At 61.3% G+C, this 22,654-nt stretch carries 17 protein-coding genes, 1 tRNA gene and 1 pseudogene; 17 read left to right on the top strand and 2 right to left on the bottom strand.

Annotation, left to right across the window (positions count from 1 at the left end):
- Positions 1 to 104: 104 nt before the first annotated feature.
- The 7 genes and pseudogenes from MF410_RS09500 to exoR all read left to right on the top strand — a co-directional run bounded on the left by MF410_RS09500 (position 105) and on the right by exoR (position 8,589).
- Positions 105 to 178 (top strand) — tRNA-Cys (locus tag MF410_RS09500).
- Between the two features lie 399 nt (positions 179 to 577).
- Entirely contained in the window at positions 578 to 1,243 is a 666-nt protein-coding gene (locus MF410_RS09495; protein ID WP_179867102.1) for a protein-L-isoaspartate O-methyltransferase, read from the top strand.
- 305 nt (positions 1,244 to 1,548) lie between these two features.
- Complete coding sequence (locus MF410_RS09490) at positions 1,549 to 2,442, top strand: DUF2497 domain-containing protein (RefSeq protein ID WP_097625274.1); 894 nt, start codon at positions 1,549 to 1,551, stop codon at positions 2,440 to 2,442.
- 115 nt (positions 2,443 to 2,557) lie between these two features.
- Positions 2,558 to 5,401 carry a valine--tRNA ligase gene (locus MF410_RS09485; protein ID WP_097625275.1) on the top strand — a complete coding sequence of 948 codons (2,844 nt, stop codon included), beginning with the start codon at positions 2,558 to 2,560 and terminating at the stop codon, positions 5,399 to 5,401.
- A 398-nt stretch (positions 5,402 to 5,799) separates the two neighbouring features.
- Positions 5,800 to 7,064: pseudogene (locus tag MF410_RS09480) on the top strand (OmpP1/FadL family transporter).
- A gap of 231 nt (positions 7,065 to 7,295) precedes the next feature.
- Positions 7,296 to 7,766 (top strand): hypothetical protein, encoded by a 471-nt coding sequence (locus MF410_RS09475; protein WP_097625277.1) that lies wholly within the window; start codon positions 7,296 to 7,298, stop codon positions 7,764 to 7,766.
- A 19-nt stretch (positions 7,767 to 7,785) separates the two neighbouring features.
- Positions 7,786 to 8,589 (top strand): exopolysaccharide production regulator ExoR, encoded by an 804-nt coding sequence (exoR, locus tag MF410_RS09470; RefSeq protein ID WP_097625278.1) that lies wholly within the window; start codon positions 7,786 to 7,788, stop codon positions 8,587 to 8,589.
- A gap of 179 nt (positions 8,590 to 8,768) precedes the next feature.
- Here the strand turns inward: exoR and xth are convergent, their stop codons facing one another.
- Together xth and erpA are read right to left on the bottom strand one after the other, a co-directional pair.
- On the bottom strand, positions 8,769 to 9,560 hold the full coding sequence (xth, locus tag MF410_RS09465; protein ID WP_097625279.1) for an exodeoxyribonuclease III: 792 nt from the start codon (positions 9,558 to 9,560) through the stop codon (positions 8,769 to 8,771).
- A 124-nt stretch (positions 9,561 to 9,684) separates the two neighbouring features.
- Positions 9,685 to 10,017: an iron-sulfur cluster insertion protein ErpA gene (gene erpA / locus MF410_RS09460; protein ID WP_097625280.1), complete on the bottom strand. Its 333-nt coding sequence runs from the start codon at positions 10,015 to 10,017 to the stop codon at positions 9,685 to 9,687.
- 222 nt (positions 10,018 to 10,239) lie between these two features.
- On the opposite strand from erpA, the gene MF410_RS09455 reads away from it, so the two are divergent.
- The 10 genes from MF410_RS09455 (at position 10,240) to serS (ending at position 22,650) form a co-directional block, all read left to right on the top strand.
- Entirely contained in the window at positions 10,240 to 11,457 is a 1,218-nt protein-coding gene (locus tag MF410_RS09455; RefSeq protein ID WP_097625281.1) for a deoxyguanosinetriphosphate triphosphohydrolase, read from the top strand.
- 64 nt (positions 11,458 to 11,521) lie between these two features.
- Positions 11,522 to 13,279: an arginine--tRNA ligase gene (gene argS / locus MF410_RS09450; protein ID WP_097625282.1), complete on the top strand. Its 1,758-nt coding sequence runs from the start codon at positions 11,522 to 11,524 to the stop codon at positions 13,277 to 13,279.
- Between the two features lie 61 nt (positions 13,280 to 13,340).
- Positions 13,341 to 16,670 (top strand): SPOR domain-containing protein, encoded by a 3,330-nt coding sequence (locus MF410_RS09445; RefSeq protein ID WP_097625283.1) that lies wholly within the window; start codon positions 13,341 to 13,343, stop codon positions 16,668 to 16,670.
- Positions 16,671 to 16,783: 113 nt separating this feature from the next.
- Positions 16,784 to 17,797 (top strand): beta-N-acetylhexosaminidase, encoded by a 1,014-nt coding sequence (nagZ, locus tag MF410_RS09440; protein ID WP_097625460.1) that lies wholly within the window; start codon positions 16,784 to 16,786, stop codon positions 17,795 to 17,797.
- An 18-nt stretch (positions 17,798 to 17,815) separates the two neighbouring features.
- Complete coding sequence (locus MF410_RS09435) at positions 17,816 to 18,673, top strand: ScpA family protein (RefSeq protein ID WP_097625461.1); 858 nt, start codon at positions 17,816 to 17,818, stop codon at positions 18,671 to 18,673.
- Positions 18,670 to 19,386, top strand: a complete 717-nt coding sequence (gene scpB / locus MF410_RS09430) for an SMC-Scp complex subunit ScpB (RefSeq protein WP_097625284.1) — start codon at positions 18,670 to 18,672, stop codon at positions 19,384 to 19,386. Before MF410_RS09435 ends, scpB begins: the two co-directional genes overlap by 4 nt.
- A gap of 187 nt (positions 19,387 to 19,573) precedes the next feature.
- A complete protein-coding gene (locus MF410_RS09425; protein WP_003538990.1) occupies positions 19,574 to 19,765 on the top strand; it encodes a twin-arginine translocase TatA/TatE family subunit in 192 nt (63 codons plus the stop codon).
- A gap of 51 nt (positions 19,766 to 19,816) precedes the next feature.
- Positions 19,817 to 20,443, top strand: a complete 627-nt coding sequence (gene tatB / locus MF410_RS09420) for a Sec-independent protein translocase protein TatB (RefSeq protein WP_097625285.1) — start codon at positions 19,817 to 19,819, stop codon at positions 20,441 to 20,443.
- A complete protein-coding gene (gene tatC, locus MF410_RS09415) occupies positions 20,440 to 21,267 on the top strand; it encodes a twin-arginine translocase subunit TatC (protein ID WP_097625286.1) in 828 nt (275 codons plus the stop codon). The genes tatB and tatC overlap by 4 nt, the downstream gene beginning before the upstream one ends.
- A gap of 99 nt (positions 21,268 to 21,366) precedes the next feature.
- A complete protein-coding gene (gene serS, locus MF410_RS09410; RefSeq protein ID WP_097625287.1) occupies positions 21,367 to 22,650 on the top strand; it encodes a serine--tRNA ligase in 1,284 nt (427 codons plus the stop codon).
- The last annotated feature ends 4 nt before the right edge of the window (positions 22,651 to 22,654 follow it).

Below are 22,654 nucleotides of genomic sequence, written 5' to 3'. Positions count from 1 at the left end.
GGACTTTTCGGCTGCCGCGGAATGGCGTTTTTCCGAAATGCCCTCTTGCGATTTCCTTACGATCATTCTAAACGCTCGCCACGGCTCAGATAACGAGCTTGTGAGGCCTCGTGGCGGAGTGGTGACGCAGAGGACTGCAAATCCTTGTACCCCGGTTCAATTCCGGGCGAGGCCTCCAACATCTCCCACCATCGCATGCCCTGCCGTCCGTCGGCATAAGATCGTCGCAGACCCCATGAGTGGTCTGCACGCTTCCGCGCCCTTATCACTTCAGGGTCGTTTCGCCGTCCAGCAGCCCGCAGCAGAAGATGCCGATGAGCGCTGCGACGATGAAAAAATCGAACAGCGTCAGATATTCGAAAATCGCAGACATGGCCTGCTCCTCCTATTTCCTCCGTTGAAGATCATAACATGAAGGGGCAGGGAATTCCACGTTTGCGTGCAGAGCCTCATTGCCTCTGTTGCGCGGAAGAAGCGCCTGCCGGATTCTTTTCGCCGGCGGCTGCCAAGCCTTGAAAGCATCGGTGGCGGGGATTAAGAGACGAGAGACAGGAACCGCTTTCAAGAGCGAGAGGACATGATGGATTTCGAAGCAGCGCGCGTAAAGATGGTCGACACCCAGGTTCGCACGACGGACGTTACCTCGCATTCCGTGCTGACGGCGTTTCTCACGGTCCCGCGTGAGGCATTCGTGCCGGAGAAGGCGAAGCTGCTGGCTTACATCGACAACGATGTCGAGATATCGGCCGCCGCACCCGGAAAGCCGGCGCGCTTCCTGATGGAGGCATCGCCGCTCGCCAAGCTGCTGCAGCTGGCCGCAATCACCAAGGATGATTTCGTCCTCGAAGTCGGTTGCGGCACCGGTTACACATCGGCGCTGCTGTCGATCATTGCCGGCTCGGTCATCGCGCTCGAATGCGACGAGGCGCTGGCCGCCGAGGCGAAGACGCAGCTCGCCGGCTACGCCAAGGTCGAGGTGGTCACCGGACCGCTCGAAAAGGGCTACGCTGCCGGCGCTCCCTATGATCTGATCTTTGTCAACGGCGCAGTGGAGGAGGTGCCCGCGGCCCTTCTCGATCAATTGCGCGATGGCGGTCGTTTGATCACGGTCGAAGGTTACGGCAATGCCGCCCGCGCCAAGGTGTTCGTCGCCGAGCGGGGCGCCGTTTCGGAAAACGTCTTCTTCAATGCCTCCGTCAAGCCCCTGCCGGGCTTCGCCAAGGCACGCGAATTCGTTTTCTGACGCCGTTTGTCGATGAATCAGCAACGGGCGCCACTGGCGCCCGTTTTTATAACAGCGCAGCAGCGTCTTCTCCGACGCCCAAAGGACGCTGCAACAGTTTGAATCCACGCATCGCCTGAAAGCCTTCACAAACATCATTTATCCTGAGACTGCCAGGTCGAAAACATGGGGTAACAAAACTGTGCATGGCCGCATTCATTTGATTCGCGATGATTTTTTTCCCGTCTGAGGTATTCTAAGGTCGCGGTGATTCGGATGACCGCTCCACATCGTCCGGTCGTTGTTTTTGGATAACGGGGATAGAAATGGCTCAGCCAAGTGTAGCGCGTGAACCGTCCATGGAAGAAATTCTGGCCTCCATCCGCCAGATCATCGAAAGCAATGAGCCCGGCGCCGGCAAGGCGATTTCCGCATCCCTGCCGCCGGTTTACGGCGCCGATGAGGATGAGAACGGTTCCGAAATCCATCTGACCGTGGATGACACTTATGCCGGCGTGGAGTTCCCCGAACCGGCCATGCGCTCCTCCGATCCGCGTTTCGTCGCCGCCAACTCGGCTGGCACTGCCCCCGAAGCTGAAGTACCGGCCCGCGCCCTGTCGCTTGCCGATGTCGCCGCCCGCGTGCGCGCCGCTTCCGAGCGCAGCGCCGTGCAGGCCGGTCAGGCATTGCGTGAAATTCCGAGCGGCTTCCGCCAGCCCGAACCGCAGCCGGCGGTTATGCCGGAGCCGCCGCGCGCGGCTGCACCGCAGCCGCAGCCGACACAGCCTGTTTTCCCTCCGGCTGCTGTAGCGCCGGTTCCGCAGGCCGTGATCGAGCCGCCGGTCGAGCCGGTATTCGCGGAGGCACCACGGGGCCAAGTCGCCGCATCGGCGCCTTCAGTCGCCGAACCCGCCGCCGCGGTTGAAACGACGTTGCCGCCTTTGGAACCCGCTCAGTCCTCGGCCGAAGCTTTCCTGCCGAGCCTTATGGATGAGGTCCAGCCGACCCTGCTTTCGGAGAATGCCGGCCTGCAGATCAGCCGCTCCTTCGAGGAGCTCGCCGCCGCGATCGACGGTGCGGAGCGCCGCTCGCTGGACGAGATCGCCGAGGATATGCTGCGTCCGATGTTGCGCGAGTGGCTTGACGATAATCTGCCGACGCTGGTCGAGCGGTTGGTGCGCGAGGAAATCGAGCGCGTGGCGCGCGGCCCGCGCCGCTGATCGGATTGCTTTTTCCTGAAAAGCCGCTCCGGTCTCCGGGGCGGCTTTTTTATTGACTTGCCCGTGCCCATCCTATTTACAAACGCCATCCTCGAACCTCGAAATTGGTCAGAAAATGCTCGACAAGACCTATGATTCTGCTGCCGTCGAACCCAAAATCGCCGCGAAATGGGATGAGGAGGACGCTTTCCGCGCCGGCGCGAACGCCAAGCCCGGCGCCGAGACCTTCACCATCGTGATCCCGCCGCCGAATGTCACCGGTTCGCTGCACATGGGCCATGCGCTGAATAACACGCTGCAGGACATCATGGTGCGCTTCGAGCGCATGCGCGGCAAAGATGTGCTCTGGCAACCCGGCATGGACCATGCCGGCATCGCCACGCAGATGGTCGTCGAGCGCAAGCTGATGGAACAGCAGCTGCCCGGCCGTCGCGAAATGGGCCGCGACGCCTTCATCGACAAGATCTGGGAGTGGAAGGCTGAATCGGGCGGCCTGATCTTCAACCAGCTGAAGCGCCTGGGCGCCTCATGCGACTGGTCGCGCGAACGCTTCACCATGGACGAAGGCCTGTCGAAGGCCGTCCTCGAAGTTTTTGTCACGCTCTACAAGGAAGGCCTGATCTACAAGGACAAGCGCCTCGTCAACTGGGACCCCAAGCTCCTGACGGCTATCTCCGACATGGAAGTCGAGCAGCACGAGGTGAAGGGCCATCTCTGGCATCTGCGCTATCCGCTCGAGCCGGGCATCACCTATCAATATCCGATCGCCTTCGATGAGGAGGGCAAGCCGACCGAATTCGAGACGCGCGACTATATCGTCGTCGCGACGACGCGGCCGGAGACGATGCTCGGCGATACCGGCATTGCCGTGAACCCCGAAGACGAGCGGTACAAATCGATCGTCGGCAAGCATGTCATTCTGCCGATCGTCGGCCGCAAGGTTCCGATCGTCGCCGATTCTTATGCCGATCCGACGGCCGGCACGGGTGCGGTGAAGATCACCCCTGCGCATGATTTCAACGACTTCGAGGTTGGCAAGCGCGCGAAGCTGCGGGCCATCAACGTCATGAACGTCGATGCCACGATTACCATCAAGGACAACGAGGACTTCCTCGAAGGCCTCGACAATCCTGCCGCACTGCATGGCGCCTGGGACCGTCTGGAAGGACAGGACCGTTTCTTTGCGCGCAAGGTCATCGTCGAGATTTTCGAAGAGGCCGGGCTCCTCGACAAGATCGAGCCGCACAAGCATATGGTGCCGCACGGAGACCGCGGCGGCGTGCCGATCGAGCCGCGGCTGACCGAACAATGGTTTGTCGACAACAAGACATTGGGACAGCCCGCGCTGGAATCCGTACGCGAGGGAAAAACCAGGTTCATTCCGAGGAACTGGGAAAACACCTATTTCAACTGGCTGGAGAACATCGAGCCGTGGTGCATTTCCCGCCAGCTCTGGTGGGGGCACCAGATTCCCGCCTGGTATGGCCCGGACGGTCAGGTCTTCGTCGAACAGACCGAGGAAGAGGCGCTGCAGGCGGCGATTCAGCATTACCTGTCGCATGAGGGGCCGATGAAGGCCTATGTCGAGGACCTGCTCGAAAACTTCAAGCCGGGCGAGATCCTGACGCGGGACGAGGACGTGCTCGACACATGGTTCTCCTCCGCGCTCTGGCCCTTCTCGACGCTCGGCTGGCCCGACCAGACGCCGGAACTCGCGCGCTATTATCCGACGAGTGTTCTGGTCACCGGTTTCGATATCATCCCGTTCTGGGTCGTTCGCATGATGCAGATGGGCCTGCATTTCATGAAGAACGAGAATGGCGATCCCGTCGAACCCTTCCACACGATCTACATTCACGCGCTGGTGCGCGACAAGAATGGGCAGAAGATGTCGAAGTCGAAGGGCAACGTCATCGATCCCCTTGAGCTGATCGACGAATACGGCGCCGATGCGCTGCGCTTCACGCTGGCGATCATGGCGGCGCAGGGCCGTGACGTAAAGCTCGATCCGGCCCGCATCGCCGGCTACCGCAATTTCGGCACCAAGCTCTGGAACGCCACGCGTTTCGCCGAGATGAACGGGGCGAAAAGCGATCGGCATTTCGTGCCGGAGGCCGCTGAACTCACCATCAACCGCTGGATCCTGACGGAACTTGCCCGTACGGAACGTGACGTTACGGAAGCACTCGAAGCCTTCCGCTTCAACGATGCCGCCGGCGCGCTCTATCGCTTCGTCTGGAACGAGGTCTGCGACTGGTATCTCGAGCTTTTGAAGCCGGTCTTCAACGGCGAGGACCAGGGCGCCAAGGCCGAGGCTCAGGCCTGCAGCGCCTATATCCTCGAAGAGATCTACAAGCTGCTGCATCCCTTCATGCCCTTCATGACCGAAGAGCTCTGGGCGCATACGGCGGGCGAAGGCAAAGAGCGCGATACGCTGGTCTGCCATGCCGAATGGCCGTCTCCCTCCTATGCCGATAACGGTGCCGCCGACGAGATCAACTGGCTGATCGACCTCGTCTCCGGCATCCGCTCGGTGCGCGCCGAAATGAACGTGCCGCCGTCAGCGACAGCGCCGCTCGTCGTCGTCAAGGCCAACAACCTGACGCGCGAAAGGCTGTTCCGCCACGACGCCGCCATCAAGCGGCTTGCGCGTGTCGAGGCGATATCGCTGGCCGACGATGCGCCGAAGGGGGCAGCTCAGATCGTCGTCGACGAGGCCACCATCTGCCTGCCGCTCGGCAATCTGATCGACCTATCCGCTGAAAAGGCTCGGCTTGAAAAGGCGATCGGAAAAATGGAAGGGGAGATCTCGCGCATCGACGGCAAGCTCTCCAACGAGAAGTTCGTCGCCAATGCCAATCCCGAGGTGGTCGAGGCCGAACGCGAGCGCCTCGAGGAACTGAAGGGGCAGATCGCCAGCTTGAAGACCGCACTCTCCAGGGTGAGCGAAGCCGGATAAGTTTCATAGCCCGTTTTGGTAAGTTATTTCAAAGACGCGCTCCGAGAAGGGCGCGTCTTTATCGTTTTGGGCACGCGTGATTCGGTCTTGAAAAGCGGCTGATTGCCGGCGCTGAGCCTGTGGATTGTGACTCCAATGGCCTCCCGCGGGCGAAAACTGTCACTGTTGTCGGATTGATACAGCTTCCACAATGTGTGGAATGAAAACCCAAAAGCCCATCTCAAAACCGGTAACTCTGGAATAAAATTTTATTAACCAGATTTTTTGACGTGTCCGTCAATTTCTTTACGTAAGTTGGCCAATGTAATGCCTGGGAATGCCGCCATGGGGCGCGTTGCCATGTCGAGCGAACACTTACTAGAGTGGCGTCACATCAATTGCTGGAGTGGGGAGACACAATGGCATCGCGTAGGTTTTCCAAGGGCGTAACGTCGCTCGTCCTTCTTTCGTCGCTTGCATCGCCGGCCTTCGCCGGCGGCCTGGAGCGCGGCGGCTACAATATCGATCAGCTGTTCGATACCTCGCCTTTCTCGTTTCAGTCGGGCGTTACCTATGTCACGCCGCAGCGCAAGCTGAAGGATGTCCGTGACACGAATACCTCCGTCTTAACGGGGGTGGCAATCTCAACACCCGCCCAAACAGTGCCGACGACACCTCGAATTACACCATTCCTTACATCGGCTTTAAGGCCGGTTTCGCCGATGCAGTCGACTGCCTTGTCGACTATTCCGAACCCTTTGGCGGGCATACCGACCCGGGTTCGAATTGGGCTGGCGCCAACAACAATATCGAGACGGAAATCAAAACCCGCAACTATGGCGGCACTTGCTCCTATCGTTTTGATATGGGCCCTGGACAGCTTCGCTTCATTGGCGGCGCTTTCTATCAGGAAGTTGAAGGTTTCAAAGAGCGTCTGGTTTCAACGCTCCCACTTTTGCTCGGCACCGGCACCGGCGTTGGCCGCCTCGATCTCGAAGACAGCGGCTGGGGCTGGCGCGCCGGTCTGGCTTACGAGATTCCGGAATATGCGATGCGCGCGAGCCTCGTCTACAACAGCCGCGTCAAGTACGACAACCTGACGGGGACTGTTGATCTCCGTCAGGTTCCAGTTGTGCCGATATATGGCGGCAAAATCACCAACGTCTTCGGCTCCGCAGAAGCACCGGATTCGCTGGAGATGAAGCTGCAAAGCGGCATCGCTCCGGATTGGCTTGCCTTCGGATCGGTCAAGTGGACGAACTGGAGTGTTCTGCAATCCGTGCCTTTCTGCCCGACGTCGACGAAGGGCGTGGCTGCCTGCACAGCGGGCGGCGCTACGGAACTCACTTCGCTCGACCTTCTCTATCGTGACGGCTGGACCATCTCCGGCGGCGTGGGCCACAAGTTCAACGATCAGTGGGCCGGCGCAGTCAGCGTCACGTGGGACCGCGGCACCAGTCAGGGTTATGGCGCACAGACCGACAGCTGGACGCTCGGTCTCGGCGCCGCCTACACGCCGACTGAACATATCGAATGGCGTTTTGCCGGAGCCGTTGGCGTATTGACGAGCGGTTCGTCCGGCACCTTCGAGTATAATGGCCAGACCTATGGCGACGATGTCTCCTATTCGTTTGGCAACGATCTGGTCGCGGCACTGTCGACGAGCCTAAAGATCAAGTTCTAATTCCCCGATGTGAAGAATTGAGGAGCCCGGCACCGCCGGGCTCTTCTTTATTCACGGCCGTTAATCATGCCATTTTCTGATCCCGTTTTGTGACGATTCCGCAACACTTTTTTACGACGATTGGCGTAAGATGGCAGCGGGGTGAAATTGTCCATTTCCCGCCACAAAGAGAGCGCAGCGCTATTGGCAGGCGAGGAGATGGGCAGGCTTACGGTGCGTGTAAATAGTAGCATGGGTCGATTTTTTTCCGGTAACACGAGATCGCGCAGGACGATTGGCGGCAGTCGTTTGATTGTGGTCGTTTCGCTTTCTGGACAAGGCTGTTCCGGCCGCCAATCCGACTTCGCGGCGGCGCCGTCGAACCGTTGGTTGTTGTCGTTTTCGGCCCGCTCGGATGCGCGGCCCGGCTTTGCCGGAGATGTCGATACCGCTTTCGTCACATTTGCTGTTTACGAATATGGTGAAGGCGGGAAGGCGGATGCCGCGCCTGCCGAAAGAGTGCCACGGAGATTGCAGTCGGACCATGCCGGGAGCCGGGTGGTTCTGAATGATGCGCTGAGAATTAGGCCTTCGAGAGAAGGCCACTGGGCTGGATGCGACGCGGGCAAAGGAGCCATGGAGCTCGCCGCGGGATCGCTCGCCTCGACGAAATACATCCGCGGAATGCACGGCGCGAGCCCTGCTGCTTCCTGCCTGCGATGAGCGAAAGAAATCGGTTGAAATGGTGACGTCCGAGTTCAAACTGTTCAAATTCATGCTGATGGGCATGTCTATGGCCGTAGCGCTGTCGCTGTCCGGCCCGGTCCGCGCATTCGACATCAAGGCGGGCGTCAGCAAGGAATCCGGCCCCTTCGATCTCTTCAAGTTCGGCTTCAAAGCCTATAAGAACGGGCAGAAGGAAGAGGCGGTCGAAGCCTATAAATACGCTGCCGAAAAGGGCCACACCGGCTCGCGCTGGGCGCTTGCCAACATGTATGCCGACGGCGACGGCGTAACGCAGGACGATTTCGAAGCCTTCAAGATTTACAGCGAGATCGCCCAGCAGGGCGTCGAGCCCGGCTCGGAAGATACCGGCTTCTTCGTCAACGCGCTGCTGTCGCTCGCCAATTATTACAAACACGGCATATCAGGCAGTCCGGTCCGGATCGACCTCACCCAGGCGCGCCAGCTTTATTTTCAGGTGGCCTCAACCTTTGGCGTCCCCGAGGCGCAGTTCCAGCTAGCGCAGATGATGCTGGCCGGCGAGGGCGGCAATGCCAGCCCGCAGCAGGCGAAGAAATGGCTGAACCAGGCCCGCAAGAGCGGTCATCCCGGCGCCATGGCGGTCTTCGGCAATATTCTTTTCGACGAAGGCCAGTCGGCCCGCGGCCTGGCGATGATGACGGCCGCACTCGACCGCTGCAAGCCCAAGGATTGCGGCTGGATGGAAGCGTTGCAGGAGCAGGCCTTTTCGGTTGCCAACGAGGCCGACCGCCGCACGGCTGTATCCCTCTCGCATAGCATCGCCAGCGGCTCCGACGACTAATGTATGTCGCCCGGAAGTGTGCAGCGGTTCCGGGATAACGACATGCATCAAAACAGAGAGCTAAAGCATGTCGCCCGGAAGTGTGCAGCGGTTCCGGGATAACGACATGCGCAAAACAAGGAGTTAAAGCGCGAGCAGCGAATCTGAAAGATCGCGACGCGCTTTAAGACAGGGAAAAATCAGGCAGCGAAATCGAAATAGGCGATCACAGGCACGTGGTCGGAAGGCTTTTCCCAGGCCCGCACATGTTTTTCGATCGCAGCCGACGTCATCCGGTCGACGGCCTCAGGCGACAGCAGCAGATGATCGATGCGGATGCCGTTGTTCTTCGGCCAGGCGCCGGCCTGATAATCCCAGAAGGAATAGAACTGCGTCGCATCCGTGGTCGCGCGCACAGCATCCGTCAGCCCGAGATTTTCCAGCCGGCGGAACGCCTCCCGCGTCTGCGGCAGAAACAGCGCATCACTTTCCCAGACTTTGGGATCGAAGCAGTCGTGCGGTTCCGGGATGACATTGTAATCGCCGGCAAGCACCAGCATCTCCTCATAGGCCAGCCGCTCGGCGGCAAAGCTCCGCAGGCGCTCCATCCAGGCGAGCTTGTAGGGATATTTCTCCGTGTCGACAGGATTGCCGTTCGGTAGGTAGATGCAGCAGACGCGCAGGATGCGTGTGTCGGGCAGCGTGAATACGGCTTCGAGGAAACGCGACTGTTCGTCCAGCGGATCGCCCGGCAGGCCGCGGTTCACTTCCGACGGCGAAGTCTTGGAGAGGATCGCCACACCATTGAAGCCCTTCTGGCCGTGTGTTTCGACGTGATAGCCGAGCGCCTCGATCTCCAGCCTGGGAAAACCTTCGTCGACCGTCTTGATCTCCTGCAGGCAGACGATATCCGGATCGGAATCCTTGAGCCATTGCGTGAGATTGTCGATGCGCGCCTTGACGCCGTTGATGTTCCAGGTCGCGATCTTCATCTCTCTGTCCTGTTCGCTTCGTGCGCTTCTTTTATCGTGGTCTTCCATAACAGGACAAGACGATAAACTGGCCGGAGGCACTTCGTCGGCCAGTTCATGAGGACAGTGCGATGCGTCTGAATATTCAGATCGAGAAGCTGGTGCCGCAGCCGCAGCTTGCCACTGCGTTCGGGTTCTTGATCTGGAAGGATTGACCGAGCAGATTGTCGACGAAGTCGATCTCCGAACCCGCCATGTAGACGAGCGAAAGGCTGTCGATCAGCACCTTGGCATCGTTCTTCTCGACGACGACGTCGTCATCGCCGGCGCTGTCGGCAAGATCGAACTTATAGGAAAAGCCCGAACAGCCGCCGCCTTCAACGGAGACGCGCAACGCGCTCTTGCCGGTCTCGGCGCCGACGATCGCAGCGATACGCTTTGCGGCGGCATCTGAAAGGGTTACACTCGTATCCGTCATGTTTCCTCCTGCCGGGGTCAAGATCCGGAGAGAATGGGTTTTGGCACTTGAATGTTCAAATGCCTGATATCAAACAAACTTATCATGATCCTCGGAAAAAGGCCATGATGCGCCGAGGTGGTTGAGAAAGCGCCTCTTTGCCGTTTCTTCGGGCTATAGGTATGAAGAGCGCAAAGCGGCGTCAATGGGCAGATGCGGCAACATGCAGGATGACGGTGAAGAATGACGATCGATACGCGTGCTTTAGGTTTCGGCAGCAGTGAAAGAGCGGTCTATGCGGCAGACCCCTGGACGAGCCACGGGAGGCTCTATCCGGAGGAAGGCAGCCCGACGCGCTCCGATTTCCAGCGCGACCGCGACCGCATCGTCCATACCACCGCCTTCCGCCGGCTGAAGCACAAGACCCAGGTCTTCATCGCCCAGGACGGCGATCATTACCGCACCCGGCTGACGCACACGATCGAGGTGGCGCAGATTGCCCGCGCGCTTGCCCGCGCCCTGAAGCTCGACGAGGATCTGGCCGAGGGCGTGGCGCTGGTGCACGATTTCGGCCATACGCCGTTCGGTCACACCGGCGAGGACGCGCTGCACGAGGTGCTGTTGCCCTATGGCGGCTTCGACCACAATGCCCAATCGCTGCGCATCGTGACCAAGCTGGAGCGGCGGTATGCCGAATTCGACGGCATCAACCTGACATGGGAAAGCCTCGAAGGCCTGGTCAAGCACAATGGTCCGCTGCTGACGCCGGATGGTGTGGGCACACGCGGCCCGGTTCCGCAGCCGATCCTCGATTATTGCGAACTGCACGATCTCGAACTGGCTACCTATGCCAGCCTCGAGGCCCAGGTCGCGGCGATCGCTGACGACATCGCCTATAACACCCACGATATCGACGACGGCCTGCGTTCCGGCTACCTGACTTTCGACATGCTGGAGGAAATCCCGTTCCTTGCCGGGCTGATGGCCGAGGTGAGGGGGCGATATCCGCACCTGGAGCCGAGCCGCTTCACCCATGAGATCATGCGGCGGCAGATCACCCGCATGGTCGAAGACGTGATCGCCGTTGCGCAGGAGCGCCTTTCGCTGCTGCGTCCGGAGAGCGCCGCCGACGTCCGCGCTGCCGACCGGGTCATCGCCACGTTCTCGGGTCGCATGGCCGAAACCGATAGCCAGATCAAGGCGATGCTCTTCAAACGCATCTATCGCAATCCCGATATCATGCGCATCCGCGCCGGCGCCGCCCAAATCGTCACCGATCTCTTTGCCGCCTATATGGCCAATCCCAAGGAGATGCAGAGCCATTACTGGGTCGATCATATCGCCGGCCTCGCCGATGCGCCGAAGGCCCGCCATGTCGGCGATTATCTGGCCGGCATGACCGACACCTATGCGATCAGCGCCCACAGGCGATTGTTTGACCACACTCCGGATTTGCGATAGGCAGCGGTCGCCCCGCCAAGGGCCGATTTGGGCCTTTGGCACAGCCTATGCATGGAAGAGTGCGATGAACCTTTTTACCGACTTCGAAGCCAGGATCAAAACCGCCCTTGAACAGATCGATCTGGTCAGGGAAAAGCGATCCGAGCTCGATTTCGGCCGCATTGCCGTCGAGCCGCCGCGTGACGCGAGCCACGGCGACGTCGCGACCAATGCCGCGATGGTGCTGGCAAAACCGCTTGGAACCAATCCCCGCGCGCTGGCCGACATCATCATCGCCAAGCTCAGGGAGGATGCCGACGTTGCCGATGTTTCGGTCGCCGGTCCTGGTTTCATCAATATCCGTCTCTCCGTCGGCTACTGGCAGCGGCTGCTCGCCGCGATGATCGGCGCCGGCACCGATTACGGCCGCTCGACGCTCGGCGAGGGCCGGAAGGTCAATGTCGAATATGTCTCGGCCAATCCGACCGGGCCGATGCATGTCGGCCATTGCCGCGGCGCCGTCGTCGGCGACGCGCTCGCCAACCTGCTCGCCTTTGCCGGCTACGGCGTCGAGAAGGAATATTACATCAACGATGCCGGCTCGCAGATCGACGTGCTCGCCCGTTCCGTCTTCCTGCGTTATCGCGAAGCGCTCGGCGAAAAGATCGGCGAAATTCCCTCGGGTCTCTATCCGGGCGACTATCTCGTACCTGTGGGACAGTCGCTTGCCGCCGATTATGGCGTGCGGCTGCACAACATGCCGGAAGACCAATGGATGCCGATCGTCAAGGACCGCACCATCGATGCGATGATGGTGATGATCCGCGAAGACTTGGCGGCGCTGAACGTCCATCACGATATCTTCTTTTCCGAGCGCACCCTGCATGCCAATGGCGCGGCCGCGATCCGCACGGCGATCAACGATCTGACCTTCAAGGGCTATGTCTACAAGGGCACCTTGCCGCCGCCGAAAGGCCAGCTGCCTGAGGATTGGGAAGACCGCGAACAGACGCTGTTCCGCTCGACCGAAGTGGGCGACGATATGGACAGGCCGCTGATCAAGTCGGACGGCTCCTACACCTATTTCGCCGCCGACGTCGCCTATTTCAAGAACAAGTTCGATCGCGGTTTCGACGAGATGATCTATGTGCTCGGCGCCGACCATGGCGGCTATGTCAAGCGTCTGGAAGCGGTTGCACGCGGTGTTTCGGATGGTAAGGCGAAGCTGACGGTGCTGCTCTGCCAGCTCGTCAAGCTCTATCGCAACGGCGAGCCGGTGAAGATGTCGAAACGCTCGGGCGATTTCGTCACGCTTCGGGACGTCGTCGAGGAAGTCGGCAGTGATTCGGTCCGGTTCATGATGCTTTACCGCAAGAATTCCGAGCCGCTCGACTTCGATTTCGCCAAAGTGACGGAGCAGTCGAAAGATAATCCGGTCTTTTACGTGCAATATGCGCATGCCCGCTGCATGTCGGTGTTCCGGCAGGCGAGGGAGGCTTTCGGCGACCTCGATGTTTCCCCTGAAGAACTCGCGCAAACCGTTGCAGGCATTGGCGATCCGGCCGAATTGCAGCTCGTCGCCAAGCTCGCCGAATTCCCGCGGATCGTCGAAGCGGCGGCCCAGTCGCAGGAGCCGCATCGGCTCGCTTTTTACCTCTACGACCTCGCTAGTTCTTTCCACGCCCACTGGAACAAAGGTAAAGATCAGCCGGAATTACGATTTGTTAATGATAAAAACCGAGAATCAACTATTGCCAGACTTGGGCTGGTGTACGCCGTCGCGTCGGTTTTGAAGTCGGGACTTGCCATTACAGGCACTGCCGCACCGGACGAAATGCGATAACGTCACCATTTCCCCACAATGCGCTGGCATCTCAGAGTTGGCGTTTGCGAGTGGGATAGGCATGGCTGATAAACAACTTGCGTATGATACGCGCGGAAAAGATGACCTGTTTGCCGACGATGATCCGTTGGCCGAACTTGCCCGTATCGTCGGCTTCGAGCCGCGTGTTGCAGCAAACACGATAACCGAGTCCGCGCGGCACGAGCCCGCCCTCGATCTCGAGGACGAGCTCGGGCGCGAGTTCGACCGTTACGATTCGCCACGTCCGCTCGCAGAGCTCGACCGGCCTGCCGAACCGATCTCCGATAACGACACGCCAGAAGATTACATCGAGCCCGTTCTCGATGTGTCTCCCGCTGCCGAGACAGCTGAGGTGGCCGAGCCGGTTTCCGTCGCCTCCGTTGAGGCTGAGGAAGAAGCTGCGCCGGCTGCAAGCAAATGGGATGCGCCCGCCGACGAGGCGGCCTGGCCGCAGCAGCTTTCCGTCGAGCCCGCTTCCGAGGCGCCGGTGCAATCGGCCTTCGGCGGCGCACGCGATCTGATCGAGGAGCTTGAGCTGTCGATCGGCTCCGCTCCGGTCTCTTCGCTGCCGCAGCCCGCCAAGGCGCCGCAATGGTCGGCCGCCAGCATCAGGCTGCCGCTTGCCAATTTCCACGCCGCCAAACGCGAGGAAACGGTTGTTTCGCCAGAGCCAGTGGCAGAAGTGCCAGCGGCAGAAGCGCCTGTGGCCGAAGCGGTCGTAGCGCCAGCGGCTGAAGCGCCGTCTGCTGATCTTGCCGCGGCAGAGCCGCAACTCGCGATCGAGCCGTCCGCCCCGGTCGTCGAGCAATTGGCCCCGGTCGTCACTGTCGAGCCGTCCGAGGAATTCGAATCCGCGTCTCCGTCCCTTGGCTTCCCCGCCGAGCACGATCGCCATGACGAGGTGATCGCGTCAGACGAAATTGCCGAGGCCGACGACTTCGTCGAAATCGAAGAGGAACTCGAAGATTTCGGATCCGACGCCGGTTTCGATCTCATCGCCGCTGCCGTCGAAGGCGAGATCCAGGCCGATGCAGCGCTGACCGAGGTCGTGCCTGAAGTTCCGCACACTGTCGGCACTTTCGATCTGGACGATCTGCTCGCCGACGTCTCGCGTTATCCGGTGCCGCAACGTCCCAATACGGCGCCCGTTTCGCCGCAGGCCGCATCGATCGAGGCTGCGCCCGTTGCTGCCGCTCCCCTTGCTGTCGCGCCTATGGTCGCCGCATTTGCCGGGCCGCAGGTGATCGCGCCAGCGCCGCTCGCCGCAGCCCCCGTTCAGCCTGCTCCTGTCGAACCGGCGCCGGTCTATGCTGCCGAAGCCGCAAGGCCGGTCGTACCGCAGCCAGCCGAGGTTATTGCACCCCAGCCCGCCGCAATGGCATATTCGCGGGCGCCGCAGCCTGTGCCGGAAGCCGACGATCCCTTCGCCGGTCATGATTTCGAGCTGGATCTTGCCGGTATCGAGCTGGAACTTGCCGATCTCGATTTCTCCGAATCCGAGCTGGCTCCGGCTGAGCCCGCGCCGCAGCCGGAGCCGCCAATCCGTGCCGCCCAGCCGGCCGCTGCCGTCTCTCCCCGATCTGCCTCCGGTCTTGCGCCTGAGCCGCAAAATCCTGCTTTCCAGCAGGCGACATCGGCCGATGCGCGGCCTGCTCCGGCCTTCGTAGAGCCCCAGGCTCCAACTCCGACTCCGGCCGTCAACTGGTCTTCGGTCGCCGACTCGACCGAAGACCTGCCGTTTGATCCGGCGATGATCTCCGATCCGGAGGATCGTCCCGAGACGGTCGAGGATATGCACGTGCCGGCGCTGCCGCCGGTCGAGCAGCCCGCGCCGGTCGCGAAAACGCAGGATTTCGATTTCGATCTCGATGCGGAGATTGCCAGCTTCTTTGAACCGGCCAAGCCGCGGGAAACGCCGGCCCCGGTTCGCGATACTGCTGCCGCAGCGGCAAAGCCGGTCAAGCCGACCATCGCCGACGGCCTCGATGATTTCGAACGGGCGCTGGAAGAAGATTTCCGCCGCAGCGTGCGCGAGCCGGTCGAGCGCCGTGAGACCTCTGAGGTCCGCATCGAATCGGCAAGCCAGGCGGCCGATTTCAGCCGTGCCCGGTCGATGCGCCGGCTGCTGGCCGGAGCCGTCGTGCTCGTGGTCTTCGCCGGTGTCGCTTTTGGTGTCTATTCCTCCGTCTGGAACGGCGAGGGGCTTGGCATCGTCGCATCCGGCGAGCCGCGCGTGATCACGGCCGACAAGGAGCCGGTCAAGGTCGTTCCGGAAAATCCCGGCGGCAAGACCGTGCCGAACCAGGACAAGGCCGTCTACGATCGTGTTGCCGGTTCTGCCGAGGAACCGAAGCAGAAGGCGCTGGTTTCTTCGGATGAGGCACCGGTCGATGTCGTCCAGCGGACGCTGACACCGGAATCGTTGCCCGAGGACGACGATAACGCCAACGCCAGTGATCAGGTCTCGCCGACCGCAGTCGGTGAGACGGAAGATCCGCGTTTGCTGCCGAACCAGGACAGCGCCGACAACGCTGCCGCCGGCGATGCCGAGAAGACGCCATCGGTTTCACCGCGCAAGGTCCGCACGATGATCGTCAAGCCTGACGGCACGCTGGTCGCCCGCGAGGAACCAGCACCCGTCGACCAGCCGGCTGCCGAGGCGACACCCTCTGTGCCGGCGACGCAGTCCGCACAGGCCGCTCAGCCGATGCCGGCCTTGACGGCCCCGGCGGCGCAATCGGCTTCACCCGTGCCGCCGGTCGCCGGAACGGCCGCAAGCTTCCCGGCGAGCGCTGAGGTTGCTTCAGCCGATGCCCGCTCCGCAACGCCTGCCGAAACCGCACCGGCTAAGCCGCCGCTTGCAGCCGACGCCGATGCGCAGGCCGCAAATCCCGCCCCGGTCGATACGCCGGTGCGCCCGGTCAAGACCACGGCGCTCACCGATACCGCTCCGGTTCCGATCGCGCGCCCGGTCGATCAGCCCGTCAACGTCGTCGGCACGGTGACCGAAAAGGGCAACGTTCGCGCTCCCGCACAGCAGCCGAAGCCCGCGCAGCCGCCGAAGACGACTGAAGTCGCTGCTGCAGCACCCGCCGCCGCCCAGCCGCAGTCGCAGGCCGCCTCCGCCGGCGGCTACGGCATCCAGATCGCCTCGCTGCCATCGCAGGACGAGGCGACCAAGTCCTATGCCAACCTGTCGAAGAAATTCGCCGGTGTGCTTGGTGGCCGCGCTCATGAAATCCGCAGGGCCGATATCGCCGGCAAGGGCACTTTCTACCGTGTCCGTATTCCGGCCGGTTCCAAGGACGAGGCCGCAGCGCTCTGCGAACAGTATCGCGCGGCGGGCGGAAGCTGCCTGATCTCCAAGTAGCATCGGTTTTCAACGAAATAACAGGAGCGGCGGGCCGGATCGGCCCGCCGCTCTTTTTGTGCATGGCGCCCGAGCTTGCTCGCATTTGGCCGGGCGCCGTCTATGATTCCGATATGACCGAATCAAAAGCGATGATCCTTGGCTGCAGCGGCCTTGCCCTCACATCCGAAGAGAAAGCCTTCTACCGGGGCGAACGGCCCTGGGGCTTCATCCTCTTCGGGCGCAATATCTCCGAAGCAGGGCAGATTGCCGATCTGGTCGCCGAACTGCGCGACAGCGTCGGCTGGCATGCGCCGGTGCTGATCGACCAGGAGGGTGGCCGCGTTCAGCGCATTCGTCCGCCGGTTTTCGCACGTTATCCCTCCGGCCAGGCGCTCGGAGATCTCTATCGCCGAGACCCGGCGCTTGGGCTGCGCGCTGCCTGGGCGATGTCGCGGCTGCACGCCTTCGACCTTTCGAGCCTCGGCATTGATGTCGATTGCCTGCCGGTGCTCGACGTGCCGGTCGAGGGCAGCAGCAGCGTCATCGGCGACCGCGCCTATGGCGACGACCCCCAGACCGTCATCGTCATGGGCCGGGCGGCTGCTGAAGGGTTGAAGGCCGGCGGCCTCTTGCCGGTGATGAAGCATATGCCCGGGCACGGCCGCGGCTTTGCGGATTCACACCTGGAACTGCCTGTCGTCACCGTCTCGCGCGATGAGCTGGAGGCTCATGATTTCCCGCCCTTTATCGCCATGAAGGACGAGCTGATGGCGATGACCTGCCACGTCGTCTTCACCGCCATCGACCCCGACAATCCGGCGACGACCTCGCGAAAGGTGATCGACGGCGTCATCCGCGAGCAAATCGGCTTTACCGGTCTGCTTCTCTCCGACGACAGCTCGATGAATGCACTTTCCGGCACGATCGGCGAACGTGCGGCGAATATTATTGCAGGCGGATGCGATATCGTGCTGCATTGCAATGGCCATATGGACGAGATGCTGGATGTCGTGGCAAATGTTCCGCCGCTCGCCGGTCAATCGCTTGCCCGTGCAAAAGCGGTGGAAGCAGGTTTTGCAGCGCCGGATGCCGCCGATGAGGCGGAATTGCGGGCGGAATTCGAGGCGATGTTTGCGATCGTGTGATCGCTGAGGAGCAGGGTGGTGATCACGGTCAAGGGCACGGAGCGTCCGCAGGCGGCAACGCCGATGGACAAGTTGTGGCAGGAGAACGGCGCCGAGCGCGCCAGCCACGAGCCGGCGCTGGTGATCGATGTCGCCGGCTTCGAAGGGCCGCTCGATCTGTTGCTCTATCTCGCCCGCAACCAGAAGGTCGATCTGTCGCGCATTTCGGTGCTGGCACTGGCCGAGCAATATCTGCAGTTCGTCGAAAGCGCCCGGCGTATCCGCATCGAGCTTGCCGCCGATTATCTCGTCATGGCAGCCTGGCTTGCCTATCTCAAGTCGCGGCTGCTGATACCCCAGCAGATCAAGGATGACGGTCCGTCGGGCGAAGAGATGGCGGCAACGCTCGCCTTCCGGCTGAAGCGCCTCGAAGCCATGCGCCAGGCCGCCGAAGGCCTCGTCAACCGCAACCGCCTCGGCCGCGACATCTTCGTGCGCGGCGCGCCCGAGCATATTCCCGACCGGCAGCAATCCGCCTACGCGGCAAGCCTCTATGATCTTTTGACCGCCTATGCGGCGCTGCGCCAGCGCAATGCCGTTACCCAGGTGACGATCGAGAGGCGCAACGTCTGGTCGCTGACCGATGCGCGTGAGTTGCTGACCCAAATGATCGGCGAGATCGGCGACTGGACGGCGATGGAGCATTATCTGCTGCGTTATCTCGCTGCGCCCGAGGAACGCGTCACGGCGATTGCCAGCGCTTTTGCCGCCTCGCTGGAGCTGGTGCGCGAGGGCAAGCTGGAAATCCGCCAGGACGGCGCCTTTCAACCGATATACATGCGCCGCGGACCAAAACACGCCACGCTGCAGGTGGTGGAACAGGAGCAGCCGGCTTGATCGATCCGAAGAGCGACGAGGATTTCGAGGACGATTTCGAAGGCAGGAGCCGCGACCTGCAGGCCGAGATCGAGGCAGAACGCATCGCCGAGGCGTTGGTTTTTGCCTCCTCGCAACCGGTGTCCGAAGGCTTCCTCGCAGAGCGCCTGCCCGAGAAGACCGATGTTCGCGCCATCATGCTGCGCTTGAAGGCACACTATGCACCGCGCGGCGTCAACCTCCTGCAGATCGAGGGTGCCTGGGCCTTCCGCACCGCCGCCGATCTCTCCTTCGTCATTCGCCGCGATGACAACGAGGTCAAGAAGCTCTCGCGCGCCGCATTGGAAGTGCTGGCGATCATTGCCTATCACCAGCCGGTGACGCGCGCCGAGATCGAGGATATCCGCGGCGTGCAGACCTCGCGCGGCACGCTCGACGTGCTGATGGAGGCGGGCTGGGTACGGTTTCGCGGTCGCCGTCGCACGCCGGGCCGGCCGGTGACATTAGGCACCACCCGCGATTTTCTCGACCATTTCGGTCTCGAGGAGCTGCGCGATCTGCCCGGTCTCGAAGAATTGAAGGGCGCTGGCCTGCTCTCGGGGCGCATTCCTGCGAATTTCAACATTCCCTCGCCATTGATGAACGACGAGCTAAGCGAGGACGAAGATCCCATTACCCAGATGGATCTCGAAGAACTTGGGTTGCTCGCCCCGCGTTCTACCTCCGAAGATTGAAGGACTTCGTCTTGCTTTTGCCATGCATGACGAAAACAATGGTGCTCACCATTTTTCGGCGGTTCGGTGGCTTGTCACAAAGGGCGATACCGTGACATTAAGCGCAGTTCAAAGGGCTTGATGTTGGAAACGCTGTCGGAAATTCTTACATCATGGGAACATCGAATAAAGGGAGTAAGTGCAAATGATGGGTTCTTTTAGCATGTGGCACTGGTTGATCGTTCTGGTCATCGTGCTGTTGTTGTTTGGCCGCGGCAAGATCCCGGAACTGATGGGCGATGTCGCCAAGGGCATCAAAAGCTTCAAGAAGGGCATGACGGACGAAGATGCGCCCGACACGGCCAAGACCGTCGATCACAAGGCCGACGAAACGAAGTAACCAAGTGCGGGAAAAAGCGCAGCCCCCGCGCTTCCCGTCCAGGAGCCTTGCATGTTCGATATTGGCTGGACCGAGCTTTTGGTCATCGCGGTCGTCCTGATCGTGGTCGTCGGTCCCAAGGATTTGCCGCCGATGCTGCGCGCTTTCGGCAAGATGACGCAGCGCGCCCGCAAGGTGGCGGGTGAATTCCGTGCGCAGTTCGACGAAGCGTTGCGCGAGGCCGAGCTTGACGATGTCCGCCAGACGCTCAGTGACGCCCAGAAGCTCAACCCGGTCAACAGCCTGCGCGAGGCGATGAACCCGCTTCGCCAGATGGGCAACGAGATCAAGGCCGACTTGCAGAAGGCGACCGCAGTCCCGGAAAACAAGACCGAGGTGCCGCCGGCTGCCGTTTCCGCGCCGACGCCGTCGATGGGCCTGCCGGAAACGCCGCCGTTGGTGCCGCCACCTGCGCCGACGCCGGAGCCCGTTGCTGCCGCGGTCGCCACGGCCGATGCGGTAGCCGCCAAGCCGAAAGCGGTGCGCAAGCCGCGGGCCAAGGCTGCGGATAAGGCGGCCTTTGCCATCGCCGCGCCCGTGGAAAACGTGCCTGCGGAAAAGCCTAAGCGCACGACTGCTGCCAGGAAGCCCGCAGCGCCGAAGACGCCGGCGCAGATGAAGAAAAAGGACGAGGCATGAGCGGTGATATCGAAGACAAGCCGCAGCCGTTGATCGAGCACTTGATGGAGCTGCGCACGCGGCTGATCTGGTCGATCGGCGCATTTTTCGTCGCCTTCATCGCATGCTTCTTTTTTGCCAAGCATCTCTTTAACTACCTGGTCATTCCCTACAAGACGGCCGTAATATGGGCGCATCTCGACGTTGAGAAGGCGCAGCTGATCTACACCGCGCCGCAGGAATTCTTCTTCACGCAGGTGAAGGTGGCGATGTTCGGCGGCCTCGTGGTTGCGTTTCCGATCATTGCAGCACAGGTCTACAAGTTCGTCGCGCCGGGCCTCTACAAGAATGAGCGCCAGGCCTTCCTGCCGTTCCTGATCGCTTCGCCGGTGCTGTTCCTGATGGGCGCGGCACTCGTCTATTTCTTCTTCACGCCAATGGTCATGTGGTTCTTCCTGTCGATGCAGCAGGCGCCGGGGCAAGACGAAGTGGCAATTTCGCTTATGCCCAAGGTCTCGGAATATCTGAGCCTGATCATGACGCTGGTCTTCTCCTTCGGCCTCGTCTTCCAGCTGCCGGTCATCACCACGCTGCTTGCCCGCGTCGGCCTGCTGACGTCGCAGTGGCTCGCCGAAAAGCGCAAGTTCGCCATCGTCCTCGCCTTCATCGTCGCCGCCGTACTGACGCCGCCCGATCCTATGTCCCAGATCGGCCTTGCGATACCGACGATCCTTCTCTACGAGATTTCCATCCATGCGGCGCGACTCGTAGAGCGCCAGCGTGCCCGGCAGGCGGTCGAAAAGGACACCGAATCCGCGGACGTTGCCAAGACGGACAGCGTCTGAGCGGCAATCCGGAAATCCTTTCACGAACGCCGTCTCATCCGGTCGAAGCCCGGTCAGGCTTTGGCCGGGTCACTTCTGTTGCAACGACCTGGAACGACGATGCTCGATATCAAATGGATCCGTGAGAATCCCGAAGCGCTCGATGCCGCCCTCGCCAAACGCGGTGCGGAGCCTCTGGCCCAAAATCTCGTTGCCCTCGATGAAAAGCGCCGCTCCGCCGTGCAGAAGGCGCAGGATTTGCTGTCCCGCCGCAACCTCGCTTCCAAGGAGATCGGCGCGGCGCTGTCGCAGAAGAACGGCGAACTCGCCGAGAAGCTGAAGGTCGAAGTCGCCGAATTGAAGGCTATGCTGCCGATGGTCGAGGAAGAGGACCGTCAACTGACGGCCGAACTTAACGACGCGCTGTCGCGCATCCCGAACATTCCCTTCGACGACGTTCCGGTCGGCAAGGATGAGCACGACAATGTCGTCACCCGCATCGTCGGTGAAAAGCCGCTCTGGAACCACACGCCGAAGGAGCACTTCGAAATCGGCGAGGCGCTCGGCTATATGGATTTCGAGCGCGCCGCCAAGCTCTCCGGTTCGCGCTTCACGGTTCTCACAGGGCCGCTCGCCAGGCTCGAGCGGGCGCTTGGCCAGTTCATGATCGATCTCCACACCCGCGAGCACGGCTATACCGAAGTCAGCTCGCCGCTGATGGTTCGCGCTGAAGCAGTGTTCGGCACCGGCAGCCTGCCGAAGTTCGAAGAGGATCTCTTCAAGACGACGGATGGCCGCTATCTCATTCCGACGGCGGAGGTGACGCTGACCAATCTGGTGCGCGAGGAAATCCTCGACCAGGAAAAGCTGCCGCTCCGCTTCACCGCTTTGACGCCGTCCTTCCGCTCGGAAGCGGGCTCGGCCGGCCGCGACACCCGCGGTATGCTGCGCCAACATCAGTTCTGGAAATGCGAGCTGGTCTCGATCACCGACGCCGAGAATGCTATCGCCGAGCATGAACGGATGACCGCCTGCGCCGAAGAAGTACTGAAGCGCCTCGGCCTGCATTTCCGCACGATGACGCTTTGCACCGGCGACATGGGCTTCGGCTCGCGCAAGACCTACGATCTCGAAGTCTGGCTGCCGGGACAGAATGCCTTCCGCGAAATCTCCTCCTGCTCGGTCTGCGGCGATTTCCAGGCCCGGCGGATGAATGCGCGCTACCGCGGCAAGGACGACAAGAACAACAGGTTCGTGCACACGCTGAACGGCTCCGGAACCGCTGTCGGCCGCTGCTTGATCGCCGTGCTTGAAAATTATTTGAACGACGATGGTTCCGTCACGATTCCGGACGTTTTGCTGCCTTATATGGGCGGATTGACCAAGATCGAACGGGCGGCCTAAGGCA

It is taken from the genome of Rhizobium sp. C104, assembly GCF_022354505.1.
Lineage (GTDB): Bacteria > Pseudomonadota > Alphaproteobacteria > Rhizobiales > Rhizobiaceae > Rhizobium > Rhizobium redzepovicii.
This window is presented reverse-complemented; position numbering and strand designations above follow the sequence as displayed.

Coding starts and splice junctions, on each gene's coding strand:
- MF410_RS09495 (WP_179867102.1), top strand. CDS start 578: ATGATGGATTTCGAAGCAGCGCGCGTAAAGATGGTCGACACCCAGGTT.
- MF410_RS09490 (WP_097625274.1), top strand. CDS start 1,549: ATGGCTCAGCCAAGTGTAGCGCGTGAACCGTCCATGGAAGAAATTCTG.
- MF410_RS09485 (WP_097625275.1), top strand. CDS start 2,558: ATGCTCGACAAGACCTATGATTCTGCTGCCGTCGAACCCAAAATCGCC.
- MF410_RS09475 (WP_097625277.1), top strand. CDS start 7,296: ATGGGTCGATTTTTTTCCGGTAACACGAGATCGCGCAGGACGATTGGC.
- exoR (WP_097625278.1), top strand. CDS start 7,786: ATGGTGACGTCCGAGTTCAAACTGTTCAAATTCATGCTGATGGGCATG.
- xth (WP_097625279.1), bottom strand. CDS start 9,560: ATGAAGATCGCGACCTGGAACATCAACGGCGTCAAGGCGCGCATCGAC.
- erpA (WP_097625280.1), bottom strand. CDS start 10,017: ATGACGGATACGAGTGTAACCCTTTCAGATGCCGCCGCAAAGCGTATC.
- MF410_RS09455 (WP_097625281.1), top strand. CDS start 10,240: ATGACGATCGATACGCGTGCTTTAGGTTTCGGCAGCAGTGAAAGAGCG.
- argS (WP_097625282.1), top strand. CDS start 11,522: ATGAACCTTTTTACCGACTTCGAAGCCAGGATCAAAACCGCCCTTGAA.
- MF410_RS09445 (WP_097625283.1), top strand. CDS start 13,341: ATGGCTGATAAACAACTTGCGTATGATACGCGCGGAAAAGATGACCTG.
- nagZ (WP_097625460.1), top strand. CDS start 16,784: ATGACCGAATCAAAAGCGATGATCCTTGGCTGCAGCGGCCTTGCCCTC.
- MF410_RS09425 (WP_003538990.1), top strand. CDS start 19,574: ATGGGTTCTTTTAGCATGTGGCACTGGTTGATCGTTCTGGTCATCGTG.
- tatB (WP_097625285.1), top strand. CDS start 19,817: ATGTTCGATATTGGCTGGACCGAGCTTTTGGTCATCGCGGTCGTCCTG.
- tatC (WP_097625286.1), top strand. CDS start 20,440: ATGAGCGGTGATATCGAAGACAAGCCGCAGCCGTTGATCGAGCACTTG.
- serS (WP_097625287.1), top strand. CDS start 21,367: ATGCTCGATATCAAATGGATCCGTGAGAATCCCGAAGCGCTCGATGCC.